The organism is Neotabrizicola paludis, assembly GCF_044142105.1.
Classification (GTDB): Bacteria; Pseudomonadota; Alphaproteobacteria; order Rhodobacterales; family Rhodobacteraceae; genus Pseudogemmobacter.
In genome coordinates, this window is record NZ_JBGTYM010000006.1 from 87,297 (window position 1) to 104,530 (window position 17,234).

Genomic DNA, 17,234 nt, shown 5'->3' on the forward strand with positions numbered 1-17,234 from the left:
ATGATGTTTGATCGTCACATGAAAATCTATTATTGTAAAACGATAATTTCTTGGATAGATTCTGGCTGGAAGAGGAGATTTCGGAATGGTCACATCCGGCATGAGCGGAATTTCAGAACGCAACAGCCCCCGCGCGATCCGCCTTGATCGCGTTCGCCGCCTCAGCGGGGCAATGGCGACGGCCAGTGCTGCGGTGGCAACCCTGCTTGGGGGGGCGATGCTGCTCTACTGGTGCTTGACGCCCGCAGATACGCTGTTTCGCCATGCAGGCCTCGTCACTCCGCCGCCGACGGAGATCGGGCTTCCGCTGCGGCTGGCCGGTTTCGCCATCGCCATGATTCCGCTTGGTGCGCTGATTGCCGGATTGATGAGCGCCCGCCGCTGTTTCGGCCATTTCTCGGCTGGCCGGATATTCTCGGCTGACGCCGCCCGCAGCCTGCGTGGCTTCGCCTTTGGCGTCGGCGCATCGGCCCTACTCAAGCCCGCTGCCGGGGCTGCGGTCAGCGTGCTGCTGAGTGCGCTCTCCCCAGCTCAGACACGCAACCTCGTGCTGGACATTGGTTCGGACTTGCTGCTGTCGCTGCTGTTCGCAGCGATGGTTGCGGTCATCGCGGGCGTTCTGGTCGAAGGCGCCGACATCGCGGCCGAAAACGACCAGTTCGTCTAGGGAGAGCTGACCATGCCGATTCAGGTCCGGCTCGCCGTCATGCTGGCCGAGCGCAACGTCAAATCCAAGGAGCTCGCCGAATATGTCGGGATCACCGAAGCAAACCTTTCGCTGCTTAAGAAGGGCCATGTGAAGGGCGTGCGCTTCGAAACGCTGGAACGGATCTGCGACTTCCTCGACTGCCAGCCCGGCGATCTGCTGCGCTACCAGCGCGCCGATGGAGAAGACGGAAATGAGATGCCCCAGGTTTCCTAGGCAGGGGCTGGGTTGGGTTTGCGCTGACTGATCTTGCAGTCGATGGGCGACGGCCTGCCCCTGGCCCTGCGCCTTGTCACTCTTCCCCGGTCGGCGTGGCCCTCTGCCCGCCGCCTGTGGAAAGAAAGTGATAAGGAACGCCGATCCTGCGCGAACCGGCTTATCGTTGAGGCAAGGTGTCACACATTGGCTTCGCTGCCGACGATGCAACCGGCACTGTAGCCGGTTCGCACGGATGGACTGTCTGAACAGTCCTTATCTAGCGGCAGTCAACAGGATAAGGCGGTCATGGTGGAGCAGAGGGGGATCGAACCCCTGACCTTATCATTGCGAACGATACGCTCTCCCAACTGAGCTACTGCCCCAATGACCGTGGCGGTTATCTGGCGCAGCCGCTCGGGGATGTCAAGGCCCGGCCATGGTCTGTCAGCCCAGGCTCTGGCGGACAAAGGCCGCGATCTCGGCCGCCGGGCGGGCGCCGGCCAGGCGGGCCAGTTCGCGGCCATTGCGATAGAGGATCAACGCCGGGATGCCGCGGATGCCTGCGCGTTGCGAGATGGCGGGATGGTCCTCGGTGTTCAGCTTCATAAGCCGCGCCTGCGGGGCCAGCATCTTCGCCGCCTTGGCGAATTCCGGCGCCATGGCCCGGCAGGGGCCGCACCAGGGCGCCCAGTAGTCAACCAGAACCGGCAAACCGTCGCCGCGGGACACCTTGTCATGGGTGGCGGCGTCCAGTTCGGCCACCTTGCCGTCCAGCAGCGGATCGCCGCAAGAGCCGCATTTCGGTCCCTCGGCCAGCCGCGCCCGTGGCACGCGGTTTGCCTGTCCGCAGGTCGCGCAGACCAATTTCACGCCATCCATCGTCTCGGCCATCATCGCCTCACATTCCCGTTCAGGAATATATCTGCATCGCGCTGCCCGGGTGCAAGGGGATCAGAGCAGATCCTCTTCCTCGCCGGTGACATCCACGCCCAGCGCCTCGAGCCCGGCTTCCAGGTTTTCCGACAGATGGGGCATGCCCATCAGGTAATCGGCGGTGGGGACCGTCGCCTCGGCATAGGCGGTGGCCACCGCCTCGCGGAAATCCTCGGGTTCGAAAGCGCCCCGACCGACCCAGGCGATGGCGGTCAGATGCGCTTTTTCCTCGGCGTTGAAATTGTCGATGAAGGCGTGAAGTTCGGCGGCACCCGCCTGTTCCTCGCGCGCGAGGAAGATCACCTGCACCACCTTGCTGGGACTGATCTCGATCATCTTGGGTCTCCTTGCACGCAGGTTCGCGCTTTGGCGGCGCGGGCGCAAGGGAAAGCCGCGTATCAGCCCAGCGCTGCGAAGGCCAGCCCATAGGCCAGCGCACCGCAGAGCGTTGCCGCCACGACCGAACGGCGCGGCAGGAAGGCGAGGATTGTCGCGGTCACGCCGGCCGCGAGGGGCACAAGGTCCTTGGGTGCGGGGTAAAGCTGCGGCAGAATCGAGGCGGCAAACAGCGTGGCGATGGCGGCGGGGCCGGTCGCGGCAAGAAAGCGCGACAGGATGCCGCCGGGCTGCGGCTCGCGTCGCAGCAGGATCGTCGGCAGGGCGCGGAAGGCCCAGTTCGCCGCGCCGACCATCAGCGCCAGAAGGACGAGATCACGGCTCATCGGCGCAGGACCCCGGTCAGCGCGCCCGCGATCATGCCCAGAAGGATGCCCGCCGTGCCGGACCAGAAGACCGTGCCCAGGACGCAGGCGAGGATCGCCGCCGCGACCACGGGCAGCAGGGCGCGGCTGAGGATGGAAAGAAGAAGCGCCAGGAACAGCGCGGCCAGCATGAAGCCCAGGCCCGCCTGCACCGCCGGATAATCCTGAAGGGCGCCACCGCCCGCGACGGCGCCGAAGCCGGTGCCGATGACCCAGGACGCATAGGCGGCCAGGCCCAGGCCGAACATATAGGGTTCCGAAAACCGCCGCCCCCGCGCCAGCGCGCCCAGGGCCTGACCGAAGACCTCATCCGTCAGGCCCAAGGCCCAGGCCCAGGCATGGCGGCGGCTCGCTGTGGCGCCGGCCTGTTTCATCAGCGCCGGGCCGTAGAGGACATGGCGCAGGTTCATGGCGATCAGGGTGAAAGCCGCGACCAGGAGGGGCGCGCCCGAGGTGACCAGCGCCAGCGCGAGGAATTGCGAGGCCCCGGCATAGATGACCAGCGACAGCATGACCGCCTCGGCCGGGGTCAGGCCGGATTGAGTGGCGGCAACGCCGAAGGAAAAGGCGATGGGCAGGTAGCCCAGCACGATGGGCAGGGCGGCGCGCAGCCCCTGGGCAAAGCCGGGGCCCTGAGCCCCTGCCCCGTCGGAAATCGCTGTCATCCTGCCCCCCGCAATCGCGCCCGTCCCGCGCAGCCGCACAGGCCTAGCCCGGCGCGGGCCTACTGTCAAAGGCCCGGGGACAGCGAAAGGCGGCCTGTCCCACGCAGGGACGGGCCGCCAAGCCATTGAAAAACCTAAATTCCTCGAAAAATATTAGATCTTTTTTAACTCCTGACTATTCCGCCGCCTCGGCATAGCTTTCGACCGGTGGGCAGGTGCAGATCAGGTTGCGGTCGCCGAAGACATTGTCGACCCGGCCCACGGGCGGCCAGTATTTGTCGACCCGGAAGGCGCCCGGTGGGAAACAGCCGGCCTCGCGCGAGTATTTGCGGTTCCAGTCGCCCACCAGTGCCGCGACAGTATGCGGGGCGTGGCGAAGCGGGCTGTCCTCGGCGGTGATCTCGCCCGCCTCGACCGCGCGGATTTCCTGACGGATCGCCAGAAGCGCGGTGATGAAACGGTCGATCTCGGCCTTGGTTTCGGATTCCGTCGGTTCGACCATCAGGGTTCCGGCCACCGGCCAGCTCATGGTGGGCGCGTGGAAGCCGTTGTCGATCAGACGCTTGGCGATATCGTCCACCGTCACGCCATGATCGGCGAAGGGCCGCGTGTCGAGGATGCATTCGTGCGCCACGCGCCCCTTGTTGCCCATGAACAGGATCGGATAGCTGCCCGACAGGCGGCTGGCGATGTAATTGGCGTTCAGGATCGCCACCCGCGTTGCCTGGGTCAGCCCCGGCCCGCCCATCATCAGGCAATAGGCCCAGGAAATCAGCAGGATCGAGGCAGAGCCACTGGGCGCCGCCGAGACCGGCCCCTCGGCGCCGCCCGTTTCCGGGTGACCGGGCAGATAGGGGGCAAGATGCGCCCGCACGCCGATCGGCCCCATACCAGGCCCGCCACCGCCATGCGGGATCGCAAAGGTCTTGTGCAGGTTCAGGTGGCTGACGTCGCCGCCGATCTCGCCCGGTTTCACGAGGCCGACCAGAGCGTTCATGTTCGCGCCGTCGATATAGACCTGGCCGCCATGGTCATGGGTGATCTGGCAGACCTCTTTCACCGTCTCTTCGAACACGCCATGCGTGCTTGGATAGGTGATCATGCAGGCGGCCAGACGGTTGCCCGCCGCCGCCGCCTTGTCGCGGAAATCGTCGAGATCGACGTCGCCATTGGGGGCGGCCTTGACCACCACCACCTGCATACCGGCCATCTGGGCCGAAGCCGGGTTGGTGCCATGGGCGGAAACCGGGATCAGGCAGATCTTGCGGTCATGGTCGCCCCGGGCGCGGTGATAGGCGAGGATGGTCAGCAAGCCCGCATATTCGCCCTGCGCGCCGGAATTGGGCTGCATGGAAAAGGCGTCATAGCCGGTGATCTCGCAGAGCTTCTGGGTCAGATCGTCGATCGCTTCGGCATAGCCCAGGGCCTGATCCGGTGGCACGAAGGGGTGAAGCGAGCCAAACTCGGGCCAGGTGATCGGCATCATCTCGGCTGCGGCGTTCAGCTTCATCGTGCAGGAGCCAAGCGGGATCATGGCCCGGTCCAGCGCCAGGTCGCGGTCCGACAGGCGGCGCATATAGCGCATCATCTCGGATTCAGCGCGGTTCATGTGAAAAACCGGATGGGTCAGATATTCGGTTTCGCGCAGCATCGCCTCGGGGAAGCCCAGGGCCGCGCGGTGCGGCGGCACGCCATGGATGCCGAAGGCGCGCAGGACGCGCAGCAGCACCTGTTCGTCCGAGGTTTCGTCCAGCGAAATGCCGATCCGGTCATTGCCGATCTTGCGGAAGTTCAGCCCCTCGGCCCGGGCGGCGGCCAGGATACCCGCCTGCCCGACGCCGACCTCGACCGTGATCGTGTCGAAAAAGGCCTTGGGCGAGACCTTCGCCCCCGCCGCCTTGAGCGCGCGGGCCAGACGCTGGGTCAGGAAATGCACCCGCTCGGCAATCGCGCGCAAGCCCTTCGGGCCGTGGAAGACCGCGTACATCGAGGCCATGACCGCCAGCAGCGCCTGCGCGGTGCAGACGTTGGAGGTGGCCTTCTCGCGCCGGATATGCTGTTCGCGGGTTTGCAGCGACAGGCGATAGGCCTTGCCGCCCTGCGCGTCGATCGAGACGCCGACGATGCGGCCCGGCATCTGCCGCTTATGCGCATCCTTGACCGCCATGAAGGCGGCATGGGGGCCGCCATAGCCCAGCGGCACGCCAAAGCGCTGCGACGAGCCGATGGCGATATCGGCCCCCATCGCGCCCGGTTCCTTCAGAAGACACAGGGCGAGAAGATCGGTCGCCACCACCGCCACCGCGCCCGCAGCGTGAAGAGCGGCGATCTGGTCGGTGTAATCGGTGACATGGCCGTAGCTGCCGGGATATTGGAAGATCGCGCCGAAGACCTTGGACGGGTCCAGTTTCTCGGCCATGTCCTCGATGATCTCGATGCCCAGCGGCAGGGCGCGGGTCTTGATCACCTCGATGGTCTGGGGATGGCAGAAGCGGTCGACGAAGAAGGCGCGGGCCTTCGATTTCGCCACCCGTTCGGCCATGGTCATGGCCTCGGCCGCCGCCGTGGCCTCGTCCAGAAGCGAGGCATTGGCCACATCAAGCCCGGTCAGGTCGCAGACCATGGTCTGGTAATTCAGCAGCGCCTCGAGCCGTCCTTGGGCGATTTCGGGCTGGTAGGGCGTATAGGCGGTGTACCAGGCCGGGTTTTCCAGGATGTTGCGCTGGATCGCGGGCGGGGTCACGGTGCCGTAATAGCCCTGCCCGATCAGGCTGGTCATCACGCGGTTCTTCTTGGCCACGGCTTCCATCTTGGCCAGCAATTCATGCTCGGCCAGGGGGGCCCAGGAGAGCGGCTTTTTCTGGCGGATCGCCTTGGGCACCGTCTCTTCGATCAGCGCGTCGAGCGAGGTGACGCCCACCGCCTTCAGCATCTCGTCCATTTCCGAGGGCGAGGGGCCGATATGGCGGCGGTTGGCGAAATCGTAGGGGTTATAGTCGGTCGGGGTAAAAGCCATGGCTTTATGGTCCTTCGCTATTCGACAAGGGCGGCAAGGTTCGCCAGAGAGGCGCCCATTCCTGCCGCGTGATCTTCGGCCGATATGCCCGGCGGCACATTGGCCGCGATGATGCGGACGCGGGTGGCCGCGCCCACGGGATCGAAATGCCAGTCCATCCGCATCTCGCCCTGGAAGGCGGGATCGTCGCTGGCGAAACGGCTGATGAAGGCGAGATGGTGCGGCGGATCGACAGTGACGAATTCACCCGCCACCACATCCTCGCCGCCACCCGACTTGCCGTCGATGGCGTCGTCTTCGTAGCGCAGCACCAGCCGGAAGGGCCGGCCGGGGCGCGGGTCAAGATGGTCGACCCGCGCCGCCATGCCGCGCGGCGGCAGCCAATGGACCAGCAGGGCCGGATCGGTCCAGCAGGCGAAAAGCCGTGCGGGCGGCGCGGCGATCAGCCTCTCGGCACGGTCGGTCCGGCCCGGCATGGTTCAATCTCCGATCAGTTCCTTGTACTCGTCCTCGTCCATGAACTGGTCGAGAACGGACAGGTCATCGAGCTTCATCTTGAAGAACCAGGCGGCGCCGGTGGCGTCTTCGTTCACCAGGCCGGGATTGTCGACCAGCTTGGCGTTGACCGCCACGATCTCGCCGTCGACGGGGGCCAGGATGTCCGAGGCCGCTTTGACGCTTTCGATCACCACGACCTCGTCGCCCTCGCTGACCATGGTTTCGGTCTCGGGCAGTTCGATGAAGACCACATCGCCCAGCGCCTCGGCGGCGTGTTCGGTGATGCCGACGACAACCACGTCACCCTCGACGCGCAGCCATTCATGTTCCTTGGTGAATTTCATCTCGCGATCCTCAGCGTTTGTAGGATGTGGGGTGGAAAGGCATGTCGCAGACGGTGACAGGCAGGCGGCGCCCGCGCACATCGCCCTCGAGAGCCGTGCCTGTCTTGGCCAGGGCGGTCGGCAGATAGGCCATGGCGATCGGGGCCTCGACCGAGGGGCCGAAGCCGCCCGAGCAGATCACGCCCGCCTGATTGTCGCCGCTGAACAGCAGCGTGCCCTCGCGCATCGGTGCGCGGCCTTCGGGACGCAGGCCGACGCGCTGCCGCGACGGGCCTTCGGTCAATTCGCGCAGGATACGCGCCGCGCCCGGGAAGCCGCCTTCGCGCGCGCCGCCTGTGCGGCGGACCTTCTGGATCGCCCAGGTCAGACCGGCCTCGACCGGGCTGGTCGACTGGTCAAGGTCGTGGCCGTAAAGGCAAAGCCCGGCCTCGAGCCGCAGGCTGTCGCGGGCACCCAGGCCGATGGGCAGGACGCCCGGCTGCGCCAGCAGATCGCGGGCGAAGCCTTCCGCCGCCGCCTCGGGCACGGAAATCTCATAGCCATCCTCGCCGGTATAGCCGGAGCGGCTGATCCACAGATCGCCGAAGACACCGACATCCATGAAGCGCATTGCCGCCACGCCAGGCACCAGCGCCTCGAGCGCCGCCTCGGCCCCCGGCCCCTGCAGGGCCAGCAGGCAACGGTCGGTCACCGGCAGCACCTCGGCCACCGGGGTCAATGCCTTGCGCATCAACTCGATGTCCTGCGCCTTGCAGGCCGCGTTCACCACGACGACGAGATGATCGCCCCGATTGGCGAACATGAGGTCATCCAGCACGCCGCCATCGTCCGTGGTGAACAGGCCATAGCGCTGCCGCCCTTCGGCCAGCCCCGCCACATCGACCGGCATCATCGCCTCGAAGGCCGCGACCAGCGCCGCCATGTCGCCGCGCGGGCGCAGGATCACCTGGCCCATATGGCTGACATCGAACAGCCCCGCAGCGGCCCTTGTGTGAAGATGTTCCTTCATCACACCGGCCGGATATTGCACCGGCATTTCATAGCCCGCAAAGGGCACCATGCGCCCGCCCAGTTCCACATGCAGGTCATGCAATGGAAGGCGCTGAAGATCGGTCACACCGCTTCTCCCCGTTTCGGCCGGCAAACAGCCCGGCACCGTACACGGCAGTTCCCCTGCCGCTCGGTGCCCCCTCTGTCCTTGCGCCTTTCGGCACGCCTGAGATCGTTATCCCTTCGGCGGGCGCCTGCGCGCCTCTCTCCAGAGTCCGTGTATCAGAACGGTCCTTGCGCCTGAGAGTTTACCGGGGCGGTTGCTCCTTCGGCACCGGGGACGGACCCCGGATTCTCCCGATCTGACGCATCCTGACTAGCCCAAGCGGCCTGATCCGGGCAAGAGGAAAAGGAATGCGACGGTATGCAATGCGTTTACGACGCGCAGCGCTTGCACCGAAAAAAGGAAAAGGGCGCAGCCAATGCCGCGCCCTTCATCTTGGTCCAAGAACTCCGGGCTCCGGGGCAGAGCCACGGAGTTCACCATTCGCTAAGGCCGGTACCGAAGTCCTTCAAAGCGCCCGGCACCTTTTGCAAAAGCGGCATCACATCGGCCATCTCGGGGCCGGCATCGCGCCCGGTCAGCGCCCGGCGCAGCGGGCGGAACAGGTCCTTGCCCTTGCGGCCCGTGGCGGCCTTGACCGCGGCGGTCCATTCGCCCCAGGTCGCCTTTGTCCAGGGCTGGGCGGGCAACATCGCCAGCGCCTGCGCCACGAAATCGCGGTCGGCGTCGTCGACCAGCGGCTCGGCCCCGTCGCGGAACAGCGCCCACCAGCCCTCAAGATCGGCGAGAACAGTGATGTTGCCCTTGGCCACGGCCCAGAATTCCTGAGCCTTGTCTGCCGGAACGCCCAGCGCCGCGATCCGCGCCTGCACCGTGGCGAAGGGCAGGCCCTGCACATATTGACGGGTCAGCGGGAACAGGTTCTCGGCATCGAATTCGGTGGGCGCGGTGCCGAAACTGCCGACATCGAAACCCTCGGCCAATTCGTCCAGCGAACCCGCCAGTTCCACCGGCCTGGAAGATCCCAGCCGCGCCATCAGCGACAGAAGCGCCATCGGCTCTACCCCCTGCGCGCGCAGGTCGCGCAGGCTCAAGGCGCCAAGCCGCTTGGACAGTTTCTCGCCGCCCGGGCCGGACAGCAGCGAATGGTGGGCAAAGCTGGGCGGCGTGCCGCCCAGGGCTTCCATGATCTGGATCTGCGTCGCGGTATTGGTCACGTGGTCGGCGCCGCGCACGATATGGGTGACGCCCATCTCGACGTCATCGACGGAGGAGGCGAAGGTGTAGAGCACCTGGCCATCGGCGCGGATCAGCACCGGGTCAGAGACCGAGGCGGCGTCGATCGAGATCGGGCCGATGATGCCATCGTCCCATTCGATGCGGTTCTGGTGCAGCAGGAAACGCCAATAGCCCTCGGCCCCTTCGGCGCGGGCCTTGGCCTTCTGCTCTTCGCTTAGGCCCAGGGCCGCGCGGTCATAGACCGGCGGGCGGCCCATGTTCAGCTGCTTCTTGCGCTTGAGGTCCAGCTCGGTCGGCGTTTCGAAACATTCGTAGAACCGGCCATCGGCGCGCAGCTTGTCCGCGGCCTCGCGGTAGCGGTCATAGCGCAGCGACTGCCGCTCCAGCCGGTCCCAATGCAGGCCCAGCCAGTCGAGATCCTGCATCAGACCGTCGATATATTCCTGCTTGCTGCGTTCCTGGTCGGTGTCGTCGAGCCGCAGGATGAACGTGCCGCCGGATTTGCGGGCGATCAGATAGTTCATCAGCGCGGTGCGCAGGTTGCCGACATGGATATAGCCGGTCGGCGAGGGGGCGAAGCGGGTGGTGACGGGAGAAGACATTGGCGGCTCCTTCGGAACCCGCACCCTCTGTCACAGGGTCGGGGCTTTGTCCAGTTGCCGGGGGGTTTTGCAGCCGTCGCGCCCGCGGCCAGCCCCTTCCCCCCGACGCCCTGCCCCGCTAGCCTGCGGCCATGACAAATCCCGCCCCCGACGCCATCGCCCCCTCGCTCGACTATATCGCCCAGCTTGCGCATGACGCGGTGGCGAACCTGCCGGAACCCTGGCGCACGCCCGCGACCCAGGTCGTGCTGCGGATCGAGGATTTCGCGCCGGACGAGATGCTTGAGGCAATGGACCTGCATGATCCCTTTGAATTGACGGGGCTTTATGAAGGCGTGCCGATGACGCAGAAATCCGTCTCGGACCCGGCGCCGCACCCGGATATCGTCTGGCTGTTCCGCCGCGCCATCCTGGACGAATGGGCCGAGCGCGGCGATGTCTCGATCGCCGATCTGGTGACGCATGTGACCATCCACGAATTCGCCCATCATTTCGGCTGGTCGGATGACGATATCGCCGCCATCGACCCCTGGTGGGAGTAGCGGGCAGGTGCGGGACCGGACCTCCCGCCGGGTCGCGACGACAAGTTAGCGCTAACCCTTGCCGGGACGGGGGTTGCGGGGGTAGAGGAAAGACCTGCCCGCGCGAGGTGTTCCATGACCGACCAGGCCCCGATCCTGACGCTTACGCTCAATCCGGCGCTGGATATGGCGACGGATGTCGCCGAGATCCTTCCAGGCCAGAAGCTGCGATGTTCGGAACCTTTGCTGGACCCGGGCGGCGGGGGGCTGAATGTTTCCCGCGCGATCAAGGCCTTGGGCGGCGACAGCCTGGCGCTGGTGGCGATTGGCGGGCTGACGGGCGACCGTCTGGCGGGGCTGATCCGGCAGGCAGAGGTGACTTTCCTGGCGATCCTGGGGCCGGGAGAAACCCGCCAATCCCTTACAATCACTGAGGAAATTACCGGCAAGCAGTATCGGTTCATGCTGCCGGGGCCGGTCTGGGGCGGGGCGGAGCGGGAGCGGGTGTTCACGCTGTTGCGCGCGACGGCGCGGCCGGGGGGGATTTCGGTCATTTCGGGCAGCCAGCCGCCGGGGGTGCCGGTGGATTTTCCCGCGCAACTGGCCGAATCGATGCCGGGCAGCCGGGTGGTGCTAGACACATCGGGCGCGCCCCTGACCGAGGCGGTGCGCCATCCGATCCCGGGGCTTGAGGTCCTGCGCATGGATGGGGAGGAGGCCGAGGGTCTGGTGGGCCACGCGCTGGAAAGCCGCGAGCAAACTGCTGATTTCGCACAAAAACTCGTCCGCGACGGCGTGGCGAAACGCGTGGTGGTGGCGCGCGGGGCCGATGGCAACGTGCTGGCCACTGCCGAGCGGCGGATTTTCGTCAAGGCCCCGAAAGTAAAGGTGAAATCGACGGTCGGCGCGGGCGACAGCTTTGTTGCCGCGCTGGTCCTGTCGATGGCGCGCGGCCAGGGCGATGACGAGGCGCTGGCGCTGGGGGCCGCAGCGGCGGCGGCCGCAGTGATGACCGACGCCACCAACCTGTGCCGCCCGCAAGACGTGATGCGGCTTCTGCCGGAATGCCAGGTTACCGAAGTGTGAATCCCCGGGCCGCGAGGGCGGCGGGGAGGGGGTCAAGACGTTGAAACGAGGGGATTTGCGGGGTCTTCCGAACGTCTTCCTTGCGTCTTCCGAAGGTCTTCCGAGTTGAGGAGGATTTCGATGGGTTTTGACTCGTCTAAGGCAGCCCAGAACTACCGCGATGTGCGGACATCTGACGATTGTGGCGCTCCGATGGGTTCGCTGTACAACATAAAAGAGACTAGCCTGCAAAGGGCGGAGATTGCCGAAAGTGGTAGGGTCAAGGGGATGCTAAAGCTCTAAACTTGGTCTTTGCAATTTGGCTTAACTCAACCATTGGGCAACCTTGACGGCACAGTAAAGAGCGATTCAGGAAGAAATAAGATAATGGATGGCGCGACCAGCGTTGACATTTTACGCATAGCACTGTCAACTCTATAGGCTGTTTCTTGTGGGGCTGAACATGGTCAAGCGCGTCGTATTAGATGCAATGATAAAGCGTGCAGATTTTGCGCATCAGTCTGAGTCAGTTTCCGTCGAATTGAGCAACTCTTTGAAGCTATCTGACATCGCCGGGTCCAGCCCTATGTCTAAACTTCTTAGAAAGCCTGACTTCCAACGCGAAACGAACCACTGGTCCCCCGCACAGGTTGTCAGCCTGATAAAAAGTTTCGTCTCCGGGGAACTTATACCAGCAATAATTCTCTGGAAATCCGAGTCTTTCATCTTCGTTATCGATGGGGGGCATAGACTTAGTGCGCTAAGAGCTTGGGCAGAAAACGATTATGGAGATGGGTCGGTTTCCTATGGATTCTATGATCGAAATATACCGCAAGATCAAAAAGACTTAGCAAAAGCTACACGGAGGGCAGTTGAGTCTGAAGTTGGCAGATATAGTGATTTCTATTCCTTGTCAGAGGAACAACTCGCTGAAGATGCTGTAAAAGCAAAGCAGCATTCTACGATATTTTCCAGATCACTCCACGTTCAGTGGATTCAAGGAAATCAAGAGGTGGCCGAAAGCTCATTTTTCAAAATAAACTCACAAGGGACAGCGCTCGACCAGACCGAAGAACTATTGCTAAGAAACCGGCGGAAATCTTATGCAGTTGCCGCTCGCTCAATAGTCCGTGCTGGCACAGGTCACAAATATTGGTCTACTTTTTCCCCTGAAATACAATCTCAAATTGAGAATTATGCCCAGAGGCAGAATGACATTTTCTTCCAGCCTGACGCCACGGAGCCAATCAAAACTCTCGATCTCCCTCTAGGAGGAACGAGTTCCCCTATTGATGCGCTCAAAACACTGGTGGACATCTTTGGCTTGGTCGATCAGGCTTCCGACATTAAAAAAAGAATGAATGATCTCGCGGACGATATAGACGGCACAGAAACTGTCTCACTTCTTCGGCGCAGCCTTAAAGTTGCCTCTCGGATGTCCGGGAATGATCCGGGCAGTTTAGGCCTTCATCCAGCAGTTTACTTCTACACAGAGAGAGGCAAACATAGCCGTTTCTTGTTCTTGGGCGTTGTCAAGTCCATCGCAAATGCAATTGCCAATAACAATAAGGAATGGTTTAGATCATTTACCAAAGCTCGAGCGCGCATAGAGAGCACACTAATCGATAGAAAATCTCTAATTAATCAGGGTCTTGCCAATGTAAACAGCAGCCAGAGGGTTGACCGTATCTCGGACCTCATGAACTATTTGATACAGCAGCTGCAGGACAAAGAAAGAGTATCTGATGTCGATATTCTAAGATCTCTGGGCTTGGAAGGAGCTGCTGGAGATTTAAGGATCATCGATGCTCCTGAAGGCTTTTCAGTAGACGTCAAATCAGCTGTTTTCCTCCAATCAGCAATAGTGACCGCACCTCGCTGCGAAGTTTGCGGCGGACTTCTCCATGTCATCAAATCTGCATCTTATGACCATAAGGAGCCGGTGCATGCAGGAGGAAAAGGAACTTTGGTAAACGCTCAGATCCTGCATCCATACTGCAACACTGGAATCAAGGGAGGATTAGAGGGCGCCAATGATGATCCTAGCCATACTTAGGTCTTGGTGTAGTGGACATCTGAACGTCGGGTTTTTTCCGCATAGCTACCATCGTGGCCGCAAGGTTGCCGCTGTGCAAGTCGAACGTCAACTTCCCGGATTGGGCCACGACAAATCGGTCTAGGCTCATCGGCGGCTAGTGCCGCCCTACGGCCCGCCCCCCTCCGCCGGCGCCGCCCCGTCCGCCGGGGCCTCCGGCGCGCCCTCGGGCGGGGCGGTCAGGATGCCGTCTTGCCACACCCCCTCGGCCACCACGCCATTGGCATAGGTCATCTTGCCCGGACCGTGGCGCTTGCCCGCCTTGAAGCCTCCTTCGTAGATGTCGCCGGTGGCGTAGGTGGCCTTGCCCTGCCCCTCGATCACGCCGGCGACCCAGTCGCCGGTATAGAGGAAGCCGTCCTTCATGGTCAGCTCGCCCTTGCCGTCGCGCAAACCGTTCCTGAAGCTGCCCTTGTAAACGGTGCCATCGGCATAGGTCGCGGTGCCGACGCCGTCGCGGCTGCCGGCCTTCCAGTCGCCGTCATAGGTGTAGCCGTCGGGATAGGTCATCTTGCCGCGGCCCTCGGGCTCGGCGGCGACGAAATCGCCTTCGTAGACGAGGCCGGTGGCATAGGTGGCGCGACCCTTGCCCTGGATGACGCCGCCGACCCAGGTGCCAGTATAGGTGGAGCCGTCGGGATAGGTGATGGCGCCCTGCCCCTCGGCCTGGTCGGCCTTCATCGCGCCGACATAGACCGAGCCGTCCGGGTAGGTGACGGTGCCGGTGCCTTCCATGCGGCCCTCGACCCAGGAGCCTTCGTATTTGAACCCGTCCTTGGCGGTGAAGCTGCCCTGGCCATGGCGGCGGTCGGCCTTATAGTCGCCCTGGTAGACGTCGCCCGAGGCATGGGTGGTGCGGCCCTTGCCTTCGCGCGTGCCGTTGACGAAGGCGCCTTCATAGACATCGCCATTGGGCTGGGTGAGGGTGCCGGTGCCGTTGATCTGGCCGTCGGCCCAGCTGCCGACATAGGTGGTGCCGTTGGGCAGGATGAGGGTGCCGGTGCCGGCGCGGTCATCGGCCTGCATGTCGCCGTCATAGGTGGCGCCATCGGCATAGGTGATCTTGCCCTTGCCCTGTTTCTTGCCGGCCACCCAGTCGCCGTCATAGCGGTAGCCGCCGGGATTCTCGAGGACGCCCTTGCCGTCATGCTGGCCGTTGGTGAAGGCGCCGGTGTAGGTGGCGCCGTTCGGATAGGTGGCCACGCCCTGGCCGGTCATCTTGCCCATGACCCAGTCGCCGTCATAGCTGCCGCCATCGGCGAAGGTGATCTTGCCCTTGCCGTTCGGCTGGCCCTTGTCGAAGGCGCCGGTAAAGGTGGAGCCGTTGGGGTATTTGGCGGTGCCCTGGCCCTTGATCTCGCCATCCACCCAGTCGCCGGAATAGGAATAGCCGCTGGGCAGGGTGTAGGTGCCGGTGCCGTGCTGGCGGCCGTTGCGGAAGGTGCCCTCATAGACCGAGCCGTCGTCATATTGCTTGGTGATGACGTCGGACGTGTCCTGGGCGGCGGCGGCTCCGGCGAGGGTCAGCGACAGGAGGGCGGCGGGAAGAAGGCGCATCGGGGGGCTCCGGGGACGATTCCGCGCAAAGGGTAAGCGGCGCGGGTTATGGCTGTCCAGTCAGGCCGCGGGCGGTCTTCCGCCCGGGCGGGGATGCGGGTAAGGCTTTGCTCCAGGCGGACAGGAGAGCGTGATGGGCGAGATTTTCCGGCTGACCCTGGTGCAGGCCAATCCGGTGGTGGGCGACATTGCCGGGAATGCGGCCCGGGCGAAGGGCTATTGGGAGGCGGGCCGGGCGGCGGGGGCCGATCTGGTGGCACTGACCGAGATGTGGATCACCGGTTACCAGACGCAGGACCTGATCCTGAAGCCCGCCTTTCACAAGGCCGCGATCGCGGCGATCGAGGCTTTGGCGGCGGATTGCGCCGATGGTCCGGCGCTGGGGATCGGCGGGCCGGGGCTGAAGGACGGCAAGCTGTACAATGCCTGGTATGTGCTGCGGGGCGGCAAGATCCATGCCCGCGTCCTGAAGCACCATCTGCCGAATGATGCGGTCTTCGATGAAAAGCGCGTCTTCGCCTCGGCCGATGTGACCGGACCCTATGTGGTGAATGGCATCCGCATCGGCACGCCGATCTGCGAGGATGCCTGGCACCCGGATGTGGCCGAGACGCTGGAAGAGACCGGGGCCGAGATCCTGCTGGTGCCGAATGGCAGCCCCTATCATCGCGGCAAGCCGAACCTGCGGCTGAACCTGATGGTGTCGCGGGTCATCGAGACCGGGCTGCCCTTGGTCTATCTGAACATGATCGGCGGGCAGGATGATCAGGTCTTCGACGGATCCAGCATGGTGCTGAATCCGGGGGGCCAGTTGGCGGTGCAGATGCCGCAATTCGACGAGAGCGTGACCCATGTGACCTTCCGCAAGGGCGATCAGGGGTGGCGGGCCGACCCGGGCGAGATCGCCCCGATCCCGCCGATCGGCGAGGCGGATTACCGGGCCTGCGTGCTGTCCCTGGCCGATTACATGGCGAAATGCGGGTTCAAGAAAGCGGTGCTGGGCCTGTCGGGCGGGATCGACAGCGCCATCGTGGCCGCGATTGCCAGCGACGCCCTGGGGCCGGAAAATGTGCGTTGCGTGATGCTGCCGTCGGAGTTTACCAGCGCCCATTCGCTGGAGGATGCGGCGCTTTGCGCGCAACGGCTGGGCTGCCGGCTGGACACGATCCCGATTTCCGGGGCGCAGGCGGCGGTGGGGGCGGCGCTGGCCCCCCTGTTCGAAGGGACCGAGCCGGGGATCACCGAAGAGAATATCCAGAGCCGGTTGCGCGGGCTGTTGCTGATGGGCCTGTCGAACAAGTTCGGCGAGATGCTGCTGACCACCGGCAACAAGAGCGAGATGGCGGTCGGCTATTGCACGATCTATGGCGACATGAACGGCGGCTACAATCCGGTCAAGGACATGTACAAGACCCGCATGTTCCTGACCGCGCGCTGGCGGAACGAGAACCACCGGCCCTGGATGAAGGGGCCGGCGGGCGAGGTCATTCCGCAGCGGATCATCGACAAGCCGCCCAGCGCCGAATTGCGCGCCAACCAAACCGACCAGGACAGCCTGCCGCCCTATGAGGTGCTGGACGCGATCCTGGAGGGGCTGGTGGAGAAGGATCTGTCGGTGGCCGAGATCGTGGCGCAGGGCCATGACCGCGCCCTGGTGAAGAAGGTCGAGCATCTGCTCTATCTGGCGGAGTACAAGCGCTTCCAATCGGCGCCGGGGACGCGGCTGACGCAGAAGGCCTTCTGGCTGGACAGGCGCTATCCGATCGCGATGCGCTGGCGCGATCCGTCCTGAGCGGATGGTGCGTGCGAGCACGCGCCCTACGGATCGGCACAAGGGACCCCTGAAAGGAAGCGGCGGGTGGCGGGACGCCGCCTTTCCGCATCCGCATGGGCGCCATGCGCCTGTCGCATGGCTGGCGACAAGATCGGCTTTGCGCGGCGCGGCAGGCGACGTTATCGCTAATGCTGCATCTGCGAAAT

At 64.1% G+C, this 17,234-nt stretch carries 16 protein-coding genes, 1 tRNA gene and 1 riboswitch; of the genes, 6 read left to right on the forward strand and 11 right to left on the reverse strand.

Features of this window, described 5'->3' with window-relative positions:
• The first annotated feature begins 85 nt into the window (after window positions 1–85).
• Together ACED67_RS13870 and ACED67_RS13875 are read left to right on the forward strand one after the other, a co-directional pair.
• The gene (locus tag ACED67_RS13870) at window positions 86–667 is read left to right on the forward strand and encodes a DUF2975 domain-containing protein (RefSeq protein WP_395542266.1); all 582 of its coding nucleotides are present in this window, start codon (window positions 86–88) and stop codon (window positions 665–667) included.
• Window positions 668–679: 12 nt separating this feature from the next.
• Window positions 680–922, forward strand: a complete 243-nt coding sequence (locus ACED67_RS13875; RefSeq protein ID WP_395542267.1) for a helix-turn-helix domain-containing protein — start codon at window positions 680–682, stop codon at window positions 920–922.
• Window positions 923–1,211: 289 nt separating this feature from the next.
• On the opposite strand, the gene ACED67_RS13880 is transcribed toward ACED67_RS13875, so the two are convergent.
• The 10 genes from ACED67_RS13880 to gltX all read right to left on the reverse strand — a co-directional run bounded on the left by ACED67_RS13880 (window position 1,212) and on the right by gltX (window position 10,016).
• Window positions 1,212–1,287, reverse strand: a tRNA-Ala gene (locus tag ACED67_RS13880).
• Between the two features lie 61 nt (window positions 1,288–1,348).
• Window positions 1,349–1,795: a thioredoxin TrxC gene (trxC, locus tag ACED67_RS13885; protein WP_395542268.1), complete on the reverse strand. Its 447-nt coding sequence runs from the start codon at window positions 1,793–1,795 to the stop codon at window positions 1,349–1,351.
• 60 nt (window positions 1,796–1,855) lie between these two features.
• Window positions 1,856–2,173 carry a DUF3775 domain-containing protein gene (locus ACED67_RS13890; protein ID WP_395542269.1) on the reverse strand — a complete coding sequence of 106 codons (318 nt, stop codon included), beginning with the start codon at window positions 2,171–2,173 and terminating at the stop codon, window positions 1,856–1,858.
• Window positions 2,174–2,235: 62 nt separating this feature from the next.
• Complete coding sequence (locus ACED67_RS13895) at window positions 2,236–2,559, reverse strand: AzlD domain-containing protein (protein WP_395542270.1); 324 nt, start codon at window positions 2,557–2,559, stop codon at window positions 2,236–2,238.
• Entirely contained in the window at window positions 2,556–3,263 is a 708-nt protein-coding gene (locus tag ACED67_RS13900) for an AzlC family ABC transporter permease (RefSeq protein WP_395542271.1), read from the reverse strand. The genes ACED67_RS13895 and ACED67_RS13900 overlap by 4 nt, the downstream gene beginning before the upstream one ends.
• A gap of 175 nt (window positions 3,264–3,438) precedes the next feature.
• Window positions 3,439–6,279 (reverse strand): aminomethyl-transferring glycine dehydrogenase, encoded by a 2,841-nt coding sequence (gcvP, locus tag ACED67_RS13905; protein WP_395542272.1) that lies wholly within the window; start codon window positions 6,277–6,279, stop codon window positions 3,439–3,441.
• Window positions 6,280–6,296: 17 nt separating this feature from the next.
• On the reverse strand, window positions 6,297–6,755 hold the full coding sequence (locus tag ACED67_RS13910) for an SRPBCC domain-containing protein (protein WP_395542274.1): 459 nt from the start codon (window positions 6,753–6,755) through the stop codon (window positions 6,297–6,299).
• A 3-nt stretch (window positions 6,756–6,758) separates the two neighbouring features.
• Complete coding sequence (gene gcvH, locus ACED67_RS13915) at window positions 6,759–7,121, reverse strand: glycine cleavage system protein GcvH (RefSeq protein WP_395542275.1); 363 nt, start codon at window positions 7,119–7,121, stop codon at window positions 6,759–6,761.
• Between the two features lie 10 nt (window positions 7,122–7,131).
• Window positions 7,132–8,238: a glycine cleavage system aminomethyltransferase GcvT gene (gene gcvT / locus ACED67_RS13920; RefSeq protein WP_395542276.1), complete on the reverse strand. Its 1,107-nt coding sequence runs from the start codon at window positions 8,236–8,238 to the stop codon at window positions 7,132–7,134.
• 151 nt (window positions 8,239–8,389) lie between these two features.
• Window positions 8,390–8,481, reverse strand: a riboswitch (glycine riboswitch).
• A 170-nt stretch (window positions 8,482–8,651) separates the two neighbouring features.
• Window positions 8,652–10,016: a glutamate--tRNA ligase gene (gene gltX / locus ACED67_RS13925; protein WP_395542277.1), complete on the reverse strand. Its 1,365-nt coding sequence runs from the start codon at window positions 10,014–10,016 to the stop codon at window positions 8,652–8,654.
• A 131-nt stretch (window positions 10,017–10,147) separates the two neighbouring features.
• Here gltX and ACED67_RS13930 point away from each other — a divergent pair, with 131 nt between their 5' ends.
• From ACED67_RS13930 to ACED67_RS13940, 3 genes are all read left to right on the forward strand, one after another.
• Complete coding sequence (locus ACED67_RS13930) at window positions 10,148–10,558, forward strand: metallopeptidase family protein (RefSeq protein WP_395542278.1); 411 nt, start codon at window positions 10,148–10,150, stop codon at window positions 10,556–10,558.
• A gap of 114 nt (window positions 10,559–10,672) precedes the next feature.
• Complete coding sequence (locus tag ACED67_RS13935; protein WP_395542279.1) at window positions 10,673–11,623, forward strand: 1-phosphofructokinase family hexose kinase; 951 nt, start codon at window positions 10,673–10,675, stop codon at window positions 11,621–11,623.
• Between the two features lie 442 nt (window positions 11,624–12,065).
• Window positions 12,066–13,658 carry a GmrSD restriction endonuclease domain-containing protein gene (locus ACED67_RS13940; protein ID WP_395542280.1) on the forward strand — a complete coding sequence of 531 codons (1,593 nt, stop codon included), beginning with the start codon at window positions 12,066–12,068 and terminating at the stop codon, window positions 13,656–13,658.
• Window positions 13,659–13,805: 147 nt separating this feature from the next.
• Here the strand turns inward: ACED67_RS13940 and ACED67_RS13945 are convergent, their stop codons facing one another.
• A complete protein-coding gene (locus tag ACED67_RS13945) occupies window positions 13,806–15,254 on the reverse strand; it encodes an MORN repeat-containing protein (protein ID WP_395542281.1) in 1,449 nt (482 codons plus the stop codon).
• Between the two features lie 133 nt (window positions 15,255–15,387).
• Here ACED67_RS13945 and ACED67_RS13950 point away from each other — a divergent pair, with 133 nt between their 5' ends.
• On the forward strand, window positions 15,388–17,046 hold the full coding sequence (locus tag ACED67_RS13950) for an NAD+ synthase (protein WP_395542283.1): 1,659 nt from the start codon (window positions 15,388–15,390) through the stop codon (window positions 17,044–17,046).
• Window positions 17,047–17,234: the final 188 nt, after the last annotated feature.

Bases quoted from the DNA above. Each gene is read 5' to 3' on its own strand.
- trxC (WP_395542268.1), bottom strand. From the start codon at position 1,795: ATGGCCGAGACGATGGATGGCGTGAAATTGGTCTGCGCGACCTGCGGA.
- ACED67_RS13900 (WP_395542271.1), bottom strand. From the start codon at position 3,263: ATGACAGCGATTTCCGACGGGGCAGGGGCTCAGGGCCCCGGCTTTGCC.
- ACED67_RS13910 (WP_395542274.1), bottom strand. From the start codon at position 6,755: ATGCCGGGCCGGACCGACCGTGCCGAGAGGCTGATCGCCGCGCCGCCC.
- ACED67_RS13945 (WP_395542281.1), bottom strand. From the start codon at position 15,254: ATGCGCCTTCTTCCCGCCGCCCTCCTGTCGCTGACCCTCGCCGGAGCC.
- ACED67_RS13950 (WP_395542283.1), top strand. From the start codon at position 15,388: ATGGGCGAGATTTTCCGGCTGACCCTGGTGCAGGCCAATCCGGTGGTG.
- ACED67_RS13895 (WP_395542270.1), bottom strand. From the start codon at position 2,559: ATGAGCCGTGATCTCGTCCTTCTGGCGCTGATGGTCGGCGCGGCGAAC.
- ACED67_RS13875 (WP_395542267.1), top strand. From the start codon at position 680: ATGCCGATTCAGGTCCGGCTCGCCGTCATGCTGGCCGAGCGCAACGTC.
- gcvP (WP_395542272.1), bottom strand. From the start codon at position 6,279: ATGGCTTTTACCCCGACCGACTATAACCCCTACGATTTCGCCAACCGC.
- ACED67_RS13930 (WP_395542278.1), top strand. From the start codon at position 10,148: ATGACAAATCCCGCCCCCGACGCCATCGCCCCCTCGCTCGACTATATC.
- ACED67_RS13870 (WP_395542266.1), top strand. From the start codon at position 86: ATGGTCACATCCGGCATGAGCGGAATTTCAGAACGCAACAGCCCCCGC.
- gcvH (WP_395542275.1), bottom strand. From the start codon at position 7,121: ATGAAATTCACCAAGGAACATGAATGGCTGCGCGTCGAGGGTGACGTG.
- ACED67_RS13890 (WP_395542269.1), bottom strand. From the start codon at position 2,173: ATGATCGAGATCAGTCCCAGCAAGGTGGTGCAGGTGATCTTCCTCGCG.
- gltX (WP_395542277.1), bottom strand. From the start codon at position 10,016: ATGTCTTCTCCCGTCACCACCCGCTTCGCCCCCTCGCCGACCGGCTAT.
- ACED67_RS13940 (WP_395542280.1), top strand. From the start codon at position 12,066: ATGGTCAAGCGCGTCGTATTAGATGCAATGATAAAGCGTGCAGATTTT.
- ACED67_RS13935 (WP_395542279.1), top strand. From the start codon at position 10,673: ATGACCGACCAGGCCCCGATCCTGACGCTTACGCTCAATCCGGCGCTG.